The sequence below is a fragment of the Pseudomonas sp. Irchel 3A7 genome, from assembly GCF_900187565.1.
Lineage (GTDB): Bacteria > Pseudomonadota > Gammaproteobacteria > Pseudomonadales > Pseudomonadaceae > Aquipseudomonas.
In genome coordinates this window covers 218,140-227,169 of the sequence record NZ_FYED01000014.1, presented here as the reverse complement: position 1 = coordinate 227,169, position 9,030 = coordinate 218,140, and the positions used below count along the sequence as shown (strand labels likewise).

The following is a 9,030-nucleotide window of genomic DNA, read 5'->3' as shown; positions in this document are numbered from 1 at the left end:
GGCCCCCAAACAGATCATCTGTGCAGCAATGCGCAAGCTCCTACATTTTGTCTACGCCGTTCTTAAATCGGGCCAGCCATTTGACCCGAATTTTGCGCTTGCCCGATGAGGGACAAGACGGTATCTACACTTTGCGTATGCAAACCCGATCCTGTAGGCCTTGCCGCAAGCTGCGATCTTTTGACGTTCCAAGGCTCGCTGAAACGGCAATCCGTCAATGTAAGATTCGAGGTAAGTCCCATGTCTGAACAAACCCCGGCTGTGCACGCGCCTTATAACGGTGCGGTGATCGGTCATGTGGCGATTTCCACCGAGGCCGATGTCGAGCAGGCGTTGAGTGTCGCCCACGGCCTCTTCCGCGATCGCAGCCAGTGGTTGTCCAAGCCGCGTCGCATTGAAATCCTGCACCGTGCGGCCGAGTTGATCGGCGAACGCAAAATCAAGATTGCCACTCAAGCGGCCAGCGAAGGCGGCAAGCCGCTGAAAGACTCGATCGCCGAAGTCGAACGCGGCATCGATGGCATCCTCAACAGCATCGAGGTGTTGCGCTCCGAGGGCGGCCATGTGATCCCCATGGGCCTGAATGCCGCTTCGGCGAACCGCGTGGCGTTCACCCAATTCGAGCCGATCGGCGTGGTCGTGGCCGTCTCCGCGTTCAACCATCCGTTCAACCTGATCGTGCACCAGGTGATACCGGCCATCGCCGTCGGCGCACCGGTGATCGTCAAGCCGGCAACCAACACCCCGCTCAGTTGCCAGACGCTGGTCGATATCCTGATCGAGGCGGGTCTGCCCCAGGGTTGGGCGCAGAGGGTGCTGCCGACCGACAATGCCATTACCGGCAAACTGGTGTCCGATCCACGGGTGGGCTTCTTCAGTTTCATCGGCTCGGCGGCGGTGGGCTGGATGTTGCGCTCAACCCTGGCACCGGGCACCCGCTGCGCGCTGGAGCACGGCGGTGCGGCGCCGGTGGTGTTGGCGGCTGATGCCGATCTTGAAGACGCACTGCCACGCATCGCCCGCGGTGGTTTCTTCCATGCCGGCCAAGTCTGTGTGAGTGTGCAACGGGTGTTCTGCCACAGCAGCATCGCCGAGCAGGTCGCCGAGCGTCTGGGCCAGCTGGGCGACGCCATGGTGGTCGGTGATCCGACCGATCCGTATACCGATGTCGGTCCATTGATCACTGAACGGGAAATGAACCGCGTGGGCCAGTGGGTCAATGAAGCTGTCGCCAGTGGCGCCCGCCTCATCTCGGGCGGTCGCACATTGGGCAACAACTGCTATGCGCCTACCGTGCTGCTGAATCCGTCCATCAATTCGAGCGTGATGCAAAAGGAAGTGTTTGGCCCGGTGGTGGCGGTATACGCCTACGATGAACTGGCAGAGGCGATCCAGTTGGCCAATGCCCTGCCCTATGCCTTCCAGGCCGCGGTATTCACACAAGACCTGGACACCGCCATGCAGTGCTACCAGGACCTGAACGCCACGGCGGTGATGGTCAACGAAAGCACCACGTTCCGCGTCGACTGGATGCCGTTCGCCGGGGCGAGTCTGTCCGGGCATGGCGTGGGCGGGATTGCGCACACCATGAAGGACATGCAGGTCGAGAAGATGATGGTCTGGCGCTCTCGGGCTGTGCGGGGTTGAAGCACCGCGGTGATCGAACACCGCGGTGGTTGAACTAGCAGCCGGATGTCAGGCGAACAGATCGACGCCCAATTGGAACGCGACCCACAGCGCCAGGCCCGTGGCGAAAAGCAGTGCGATGTTCTCAAACAGGTTGTTGCGGTATTGCTTGCCGAGCAATGACTTCTGGTTGGACATGATCAGCAAGCCCAGGGAGATGACCGGCAAGCCGATGATGTTCAGTGCACTCACACCGATGGTCAGCGTCACGAAATCCGGCATGCCCGGGAGCGACCAGATCAGCGGGGTCACCAGAATGAACAGCATGAACCACTTGTGCATCGGGTCATGGTGGAACTCTTTGCCGTAACGTTCGCGGCGCTTGGGGCTGACGTGTTGCAACGCATCGGTAATGAGCATCGGGAAAGCTGTGGTCTTGCCCGAAATACTGGCGAACAGGGTCGCGAATACGCCGATGAAAAAGACGTACCAACCGATCGGGCCAAAGAAGATTTCCAGCGCTTTGCCCAGGTCGCCCAGGGTTTTGACTTCAATGCCGTTCGGTCGCAGGATCTCCGCGCCAACGATCCAGATGGCCAGGTTGATGACGATCCCGACAAACACCGCAAACAGCAGGTCGTTACGCTGAATACGCTTGTGTTCAGGCCCGACCCAACCCTTTTGACGCATGACGTAGGGGTGAACAAAGTTGGCGATCGAACCGGCAACCGCGCCGATGACCGACACCGCGACCAGCAGTGCACCATGCACACCTTCATCGGGCGGAATGCTGAAACCGATGGTGCCTTTGACGATGCCGGCGACATCGGGACCGGACATCACGGCCAGGGCAATGAACGCCAGGGTCATGATCGCCAGCAACACCTTCATGACGCCTTCGATCATCGAATAGATATTGCGACCGACCAGCAACCAGACCGCCAGCACCACCGCCACGGAACAAAGCAGCGGATAGTCGACCTTCAGCAACATGGCCAGGGACTCGCCCGCCCCCTTGATCATGTAGGCGTTCATCAAGTGCCCCATCAGCAAGGCATAACCGAGCATGAACCAGGCAAAAACCGGATGGAGCTGGGCATAGCCTTGCAGGATCGTCATGCCCTGGTTATTGCACAGCTGGAAGCGCGCAATGATGTTGACGATCAAATATCTCAAGAGCAGAGAGACTGCCAGCACCCACATCATCGCGTAGCCGTAATTGGCTCCGGCTACCGAGGACGTGATCAGGTCACCTGCACCCAGCCAGGACAGTACGGCAATGATGCCCGGGCCAAGCAGCTTGAGTGTTCGGGCGAGACGGCTTTGGGTGGGTGCCGCAGATTGGGGAACAGCGGATGGGACGCTGGTCATAGACGGTATCTCCATTATTGTATTTTTGAGAACCGGCGCAGTCGACCATAATTGATACGACGTCGTACAACTAAAAATATGTTGAAGTATTTAAAAATGTTTCAAGGTCTGGGGTCGGTAATCTTGGCATCGTGAGGATCGCCGGCCCGGGTCCCCCCTCCTTCCCTGACTGACCGGCGTGTTGCATACCTGTGGGAGCGAGCCCTGCTCGCGAAAAACGTCCGGACAACGCGGTCATTCAGGCAGCACGCGTTATCGTTGACGACCATCGCGAGCAGAGCTCGCTCCTACAGGTATTTAATGCGTTATCGTTCGGATTGAACCACCGCCTGAAGCCTGTTCAGCAACTCACTGGACTTGTTTTCGTCCGACTCTTTCTTGTCGAACCAATTGGTGCCGTTCTGCAGAATCTCGGCCAGGATCGGGAAGTACAGTTGTTTTTTCTTCGCCAGTTCTACCGGGTCGGCGGCGGTGGCCTGGTCCAGTGCGGTCTGGATGGTCGCGCGCTGGGACAACCATTGCGGCGTTGATTTCTCTTCGGGACTCATGTTGTCCAGGAAGTTCAGGGCCGCCTTGGCGCGACCGACCGGGTCGTTGGCGAACGGATCTCGCCAATTCTTCTTTTGATCCTCCGGCCCGACGTAGTAACCGGTGGCCAGTTGCGCCTGCTGGCGCATCAGGTCTTGCGCCGCGGTCTGCTCTTCCTTGGTGAACGTGCCGCCTTCGTTGGTGGCGACGGCGTACAGCGAACGTCGATCCAGATCGCCCATCAGCGCATTGCGATCCTGAATGCTGTTGTCGTACGGCTTACCGCTGTCCTTCATCAGCGCGTATTTTTCATCCATGCGCTTGCGGGCATCGATGGCAACGTCGGCAAAGGTCTTGTCCCTGGAACTGGAAATCGCCCCGGGTTTGGCGACACCCAGAATAAGCGCGTCGGCGTTCATCCCCGGCCGCACCGGAAAATACGGCGCGTTGCTGGCGATCGAATCACTGTAATCGGTGGCCGTGCCGGACAAACTCACCGAATCCTCATTCTGCGTTTTGTCCGTCGGCTGATCGCTGTCGGCGACATTGCCCCTGCCATCGGCACCCCTGGTGTTGGCGGCAGAGGAATAGGCGGCGATCAAGGCGCTGGATGAGGACGAGGATGAGTTGACGTTCATGATTCTTCCTTGTTGTGAGGCTGGGGGGTCGGCAAACCGCTGCCTAATCTACTGCCGTTGGTCCTGTAAATAAACCATCGTCTGTGAGAGCGAGCGTGCTCGCTCTCACAGGGGATCTGTGTATCGCGTCTATACCAAAGCGTTAATGGCAGACACCCATGTCTGGTGGTCAGCGCGCGTCTTTGTCCATAAATTCCCCACGACAAGGGAATCGGTGCCGTCGCCGGACTGAGTGCCCTGGACCGCGCCAAGCGCTAACCACAGCACGCACATGAGTATTGAAAAAATGACTGATGAGACAAGCGGAACCACCCGTCGCGCCTTGATGACCAGCGGTGCCATGGTAGCCGCGGCACTGGCCGTGACGGTCCCGGCGCTGGCAGCACAGCAGTCACCCGCGGCCACGCCTGCGGTTGGCAAGACCAGCGGCAAGGGCAAAGGCTCGGGCATGATCACAGTCAAGGACGGCACGCGAATTTTCTACAAGGACTGGGGCAGCGGACAACCGATCGTATTCCACCATGGCTGGCCGCTGTCCAGCGACGACTGGGATACGCAAATGCTGTTTTTCCTCAGCCAGGGCTTCCGCGTCATCGCCCATGATCGCCGTGGTCACGGTCGCTCGACCCAAACCGCCAGCGGCAACGAAATGGACACTTACGCCGCCGACGTCGCCGAGCTGATGGCGTACCTCGACATCAGGAATGCCGTGCATGTCGGCCACTCCACCGGTGGCGGTGAAGTGGCCCGCTATGTAGCCAAACATGGCCGGGGTCGCGTAGCCAAAGCGGTGCTGATCGGGGCCGTGCCGCCGATCATGCTGCGCACCACGAACAATCCGGGAGGCCTGCCTCTGGAAGTCTTCGACGGTTTGCGAAAAGCCGTGGCCGACAATCGCGCACAGTTTTACCGGGATTTTCCCACCGGGCCGTTCTATGGCTTCAATCGCACCAACGCCCATGTCTCCGAAGCCGTCATCGACAACTGGTGGCGCCAGGGCATGAACGGTGGGATCAAGGCGCAGTACGACTGCATCAAAGCCTTCTCGGAAACCGACTTCACCGATAACCTGAAGAACATCGATGTGCCGACCCTGGTACTGCACGGCGAAGACGACCAGATCGTACCGATCGCCGACTCGGCACACTTGTCGATCAAGCTGCTCAAGCATGGCACGCTGAAAACCTATCCCGGCCTGCCCCACGGCATGTGCACCACCCATGCCGAGGTCATTAACCGCGACCTTCTGGCGTTCATCAAGGGTTGACCTTGTTATCGCGACGCGACCCAATCGCAGGTACCGGATCATGGTGAACGTCATGTCCGGCGCCTTGCGTTCCAGAGCCAAGTGCCTGGGACTGTGGGCAACCACGCTCGCGATTTTCGTCGTCGACACCCTCACAGAACTGGATATCGCGGTGGCGGTCCTGTACGTCCTGGTCATCATGATCGCCATGGGCTCATGCTCCATTGGCGGTTTGCGCCGGGTTGCCCTGACTTGCGGTGCGCTGACACTGGCGGGCTTCTTCCTGTCCCACCTCGATCATCCATTCAGCACCGCCCTGGCGCGTTGCCTGGTCAGCTTGACGGCGATCGGCATGGCGACCTGGCTGGCCTTGAAGAACCGGCGTACCAGTGATGAATTACAGGAACAATTGAGCTTGTTAGCCCATACACATGATGTCGAAGCGCAGTTGCATCGCGCGCAAATCGAACTGGCGCACATCAGCCGAAATACCACCCTGGGCGAGATGGCAGCCTCCATCGCCCACGAGGTGAATCAGCCGCTGGCCGCGATCACCTCCAGTGCCGAAGCGGCCCACCGCTGGCTCGATCGCCCGTTACCCGACCTCGATGAAGCCCGTGCCGCCATTCACCGGGCAGCCAGCAATGCACGTCGGGCGAGCGAGGTCATCAGGCGAATTCGCGACCTTACCCGCAAAAGCGATTCGCACTACGAAGAACTGGATCTAGAATCGGTAGTAGCAGACTCACTTGCCCTGCTTGACCGGGAAATCCAGAGCCATCAGGTGCAATTGTCGCGCAAGGTCGAAAGCTGTTCGCCCAAGGTGTCGGGCGATCGAATCCAGCTCCAGCAGGTGGTGATCAACCTGATCATGAACAGCCTGCAGGCCATGATTGGCCACAAGGATTTGCCCAGGGAGCTGCACGTGCGCATTCATGCGAAAGAGAGTCTTGCGGTGGTGGAGGTGCACGATAACGGCCCAGGGATTGACCAAAAACACCTTGCGTTGCTGTTTGATGCGTTTTTCACGACCAAAGAAGAGGGTATGGGAATCGGTTTATCCATCTGCCGCTCAATAATAGAGTTGCATGGTGGACGCATCTGGGCAGACAGTCAGCCAAACGGCGGCGCGACTTTCTCATTCTCCCTACCCGCTTCGACAACGGACACCCAACGATGGACATAGCACCACGCTTCATCATCCATGAAACCACTCACTGGATACTCAATCATCACATGTCGTCCAAGCTCCCGGGCTATCTGGTGCTGGGGACGAGGCACCCTGTCCGTTCATTGTCCGACCTTCCCGACAACGCACTGGGCGAGATGGGGACTCTGCTCGCCCGAGTCCAGAAAACCATGCAATCGGAGCTGCAACCGAAGTGGCTCTACATCAGCCGATTCGGCCATGACCCACGCTTCCCCATCCATTTCCACTTCATCCCGGTGTATCACTGGGTCGAGGATCTGTTCTGCCAGGATGAGCGGTACCGGGTGCTGAAGAACTTCGGCGCGGGTGTCGACGCTCATACCTTGACCGATGGCGCGGAATTGACCCTGTTCATCTGGCGCGAATTTGGCGAGAGCCCGGAGCCACCCAGCATTCAGGGGCCTTCGATCGAGCAGATTATCGAGCAATTGCGGGTGGCGTTCAGGCAGGAGAATCGAATCACCTGCTGAAGGTCGTTACAGCCCCTCCCCCATCACATCGTCCGCCCAACTGATCGCCGCTACCACCGTCGGGAAACCGATGGTGCTGGTCAGCGAAATCAGTGCGTGACGGATCTGCTCCGGCGTGGCACCGGCCTCCAGTGCCCGTCGGGTATGGCTGTGCACGGCGCCTTCGGAGCGGATGGCCGCCGCGGCGCCGAGCTGGATCAACTGGACCATCTTTTCTTTCAAGGGCCCGGCATGACGTACCGCCGTCCCCAGGGCCTCCACCGCGTCCAGATAATTCGGGTACTGACCTTTGAGGTTTCCGTAGGTTTTGTACGCTCTTTTCTTCGCCATTTTCGTTCCTCCGCAAGCCTGCACCGGCCGGCGCCCGTGGGCACTTTCCCGGTCCCGTTCTGCCCGACCCGCAAGGCCTCGATGCGCGAAAACTTGCGAAAAGCGACAGTAGGCTAAGCTTAGTGCAGCTTATTGCTCACGATGCTCGCATCTGCAGGTTTTGGGTGGTTTCTGGAGAGCGTCTGCAACAGCTATTTCAGACAGGCCCACACAAATTGCGCAGGACTTGCCGTGATGCCCGAGCCTTTCCTCAGTTTTGACGAACTCAAGCGTGCCGCCGCTTCCGGCGAAATCGATACAGTCCTGGTGTGCATGGTCGACATGCAGGGGCGATTGGTCGGCAAGCGATTCCAGGTCGAGTTTTTCATCGACAGCGGCCATGAAGAAACCCACTGCTGCAACTACCTGTTGGCCGACGACATCGACATGGAGCCGGTGCCGGGCTACGCCGCCGCCAGCTGGAGCAAGGGCTACGGCGACTTTGTCCTCAAACCCGACATGCGCACCTTGCGCAAGGTGCCCTGGCTTGAGTGCACGGCCCTGGTGCTGTGCGATGTACTCGACCATCACCATCGCCGGGACTTGCCCCACAGTCCGAGGGCGATCCTGAAAAAACAGGTCGAGCGCCTGCGTGAACGTGGCTACACCGGCATGTTCGCCTCGGAACTGGAGTTCTACCTGTTCGACGAGAGTTACGAGGCCATTCACAAGCGCAATTACCACAAGCCGAAAACCGCCGGTCACTACATCGAGGACTACAACATCCTGCAGACCACCCGCGAAGAGCCGGTGCTGCGGGCGATCCGCAAGCATCTGCAGGCCAGCGGCATCCCGGTGGAGAACTCCAAGGGCGAATGGGGGCCGGGCCAGGAAGAGATCAACATCCGCTACGCCGATGCCATGACCATGGCCGACCACCACGTCATCATCAAGCATGCCTGCAAGGAGATCGCGCAACTGCAAGGCAAGGCGATCACCTTCATGGCCAAGTGGCGATACGACGCCGCCGGTTCCAGCAGCCATATCCACAATTCGCTGTGGGACAAAAACGCAAAAAAGCCGCTGTTTTTCGACGCCAAGGCCGAGTTCGGCATGTCGAAACTGATGCGTTCCTGGGTGGCCGGACAGCTCAAGTACGCCAACGACATCACCTGTTTTCTCGCGCCCTATATCAACTCCTACAAGCGCTTCCAGGCCGGCACCTTCGCCCCGACCCGCGCGGTGTGGAGCCGCGACAACCGCACCGCCGGCTTCCGTTTGTGCGCCGAAGAAAGCAAGTCGATCCGCATTGAATGCCGCATTGGCGGCGCCGACCTCAACCCCTATCTGGCCTTCGCCGCGCTGATCGCCGCGGGGCTGGCGGGGATCGACGAAAAGCTCAGCCTCGACCCGCCTTACGAGGGCGATGCCTACGTCGACGAGCACTTGCCCGAAGTGTCCAAGACCCTGCGTGATGCCTGCGCCGCGCTCAAGGGTTCAAGCATGTTGCGCGAGGCGTTCGGTGATGAAGTCATCGACCACTACGTGCACACCGCCGAGTGGGAACAGAAAGAGTACGACCGGCGGATCACCGATTGGGAACTGCAGCGCGGCTTCGAGCGCTACTGAGAG

8 protein-coding genes are annotated in these 9,030 nt (G+C 59.4%); 5 read left to right on the top strand and 3 right to left on the bottom strand.

All coding sequences use genetic code 11. From position 1 onward, the window contains the following. Nucleotides 1-240 precede the first annotated feature (240 nt). Entirely contained in the window at nt 241-1,647 is a 1,407-nt protein-coding gene (locus CKW21_RS23070) for an aldehyde dehydrogenase family protein (RefSeq protein ID WP_095196205.1), read from the top strand. Nucleotides 1,648-1,695: 48 nt separating this feature from the next. On the opposite strand, the gene CKW21_RS23065 is transcribed toward CKW21_RS23070, so the two are convergent. Beyond that, on the bottom strand, nt 1,696-2,997 hold the full coding sequence (locus CKW21_RS23065; RefSeq protein ID WP_095196204.1) for an Nramp family divalent metal transporter: 1,302 nt from the start codon (nt 2,995-2,997) through the stop codon (nt 1,696-1,698). 305 nt (nt 2,998-3,302) lie between these two features. Next, the gene (locus CKW21_RS23060; RefSeq protein WP_095196203.1) at nt 3,303-4,163 is read right to left on the bottom strand and encodes a hypothetical protein; all 861 of its coding nucleotides are present in this window, start codon (nt 4,161-4,163) and stop codon (nt 3,303-3,305) included. A 448-nt stretch (nt 4,164-4,611) separates the two neighbouring features. Between CKW21_RS23060 and CKW21_RS23055 the strand changes: the two genes are divergently transcribed. Genes CKW21_RS23055 through CKW21_RS23045 form a run of 3 tightly spaced genes read left to right on the top strand, consistent with a single transcriptional unit; the run spans nt 4,612 to nt 7,089 of the window. Beyond that, entirely contained in the window at nt 4,612-5,430 is an 819-nt protein-coding gene (locus CKW21_RS23055; protein WP_256590325.1) for an alpha/beta fold hydrolase, read from the top strand. A 40-nt stretch (nt 5,431-5,470) separates the two neighbouring features. Then, nucleotides 5,471-6,595, top strand: a complete 1,125-nt coding sequence (locus tag CKW21_RS23050; protein WP_256590323.1) for a sensor histidine kinase — start codon at nt 5,471-5,473, stop codon at nt 6,593-6,595. Beyond that, on the top strand, nt 6,586-7,089 hold the full coding sequence (locus CKW21_RS23045; RefSeq protein WP_095196201.1) for an HIT domain-containing protein: 504 nt from the start codon (nt 6,586-6,588) through the stop codon (nt 7,087-7,089). Before CKW21_RS23050 ends, CKW21_RS23045 begins: the two co-directional genes overlap by 10 nt. Nucleotides 7,090-7,095: 6 nt before the next feature. On the opposite strand, the gene CKW21_RS23040 is transcribed toward CKW21_RS23045, so the two are convergent. Further along, a complete protein-coding gene (locus CKW21_RS23040) occupies nt 7,096-7,419 on the bottom strand; it encodes a carboxymuconolactone decarboxylase family protein (RefSeq protein WP_095196200.1) in 324 nt (107 codons plus the stop codon). Nucleotides 7,420-7,653: 234 nt separating this feature from the next. Here CKW21_RS23040 and CKW21_RS23035 point away from each other — a divergent pair, with 234 nt between their 5' ends. Continuing rightward, nucleotides 7,654-9,027, top strand: coding sequence for a glutamine synthetase family protein (locus CKW21_RS23035; RefSeq protein WP_095196199.1), 1,374 nt, complete (start codon nt 7,654-7,656; stop codon nt 9,025-9,027). Nucleotides 9,028-9,030: the final 3 nt, after the last annotated feature.

Excerpts from the sequence above, each read along its gene's own strand:
- CKW21_RS23045 (WP_095196201.1), top strand. The coding sequence starts at position 6,586 with ATGGACATAGCACCACGCTTCATCATCCATGAAACCACTCACTGGATA.
- CKW21_RS23050 (WP_256590323.1), top strand. The coding sequence starts at position 5,471 with ATGGTGAACGTCATGTCCGGCGCCTTGCGTTCCAGAGCCAAGTGCCTG.
- CKW21_RS23055 (WP_256590325.1), top strand. The coding sequence starts at position 4,612 with ATGATCACAGTCAAGGACGGCACGCGAATTTTCTACAAGGACTGGGGC.
- CKW21_RS23060 (WP_095196203.1), bottom strand. The coding sequence starts at position 4,163 with ATGAACGTCAACTCATCCTCGTCCTCATCCAGCGCCTTGATCGCCGCC.
- CKW21_RS23070 (WP_095196205.1), top strand. The coding sequence starts at position 241 with ATGTCTGAACAAACCCCGGCTGTGCACGCGCCTTATAACGGTGCGGTG.
- CKW21_RS23035 (WP_095196199.1), top strand. The coding sequence starts at position 7,654 with ATGCCCGAGCCTTTCCTCAGTTTTGACGAACTCAAGCGTGCCGCCGCT.
- CKW21_RS23040 (WP_095196200.1), bottom strand. The coding sequence starts at position 7,419 with ATGGCGAAGAAAAGAGCGTACAAAACCTACGGAAACCTCAAAGGTCAG.
- CKW21_RS23065 (WP_095196204.1), bottom strand. The coding sequence starts at position 2,997 with ATGACCAGCGTCCCATCCGCTGTTCCCCAATCTGCGGCACCCACCCAA.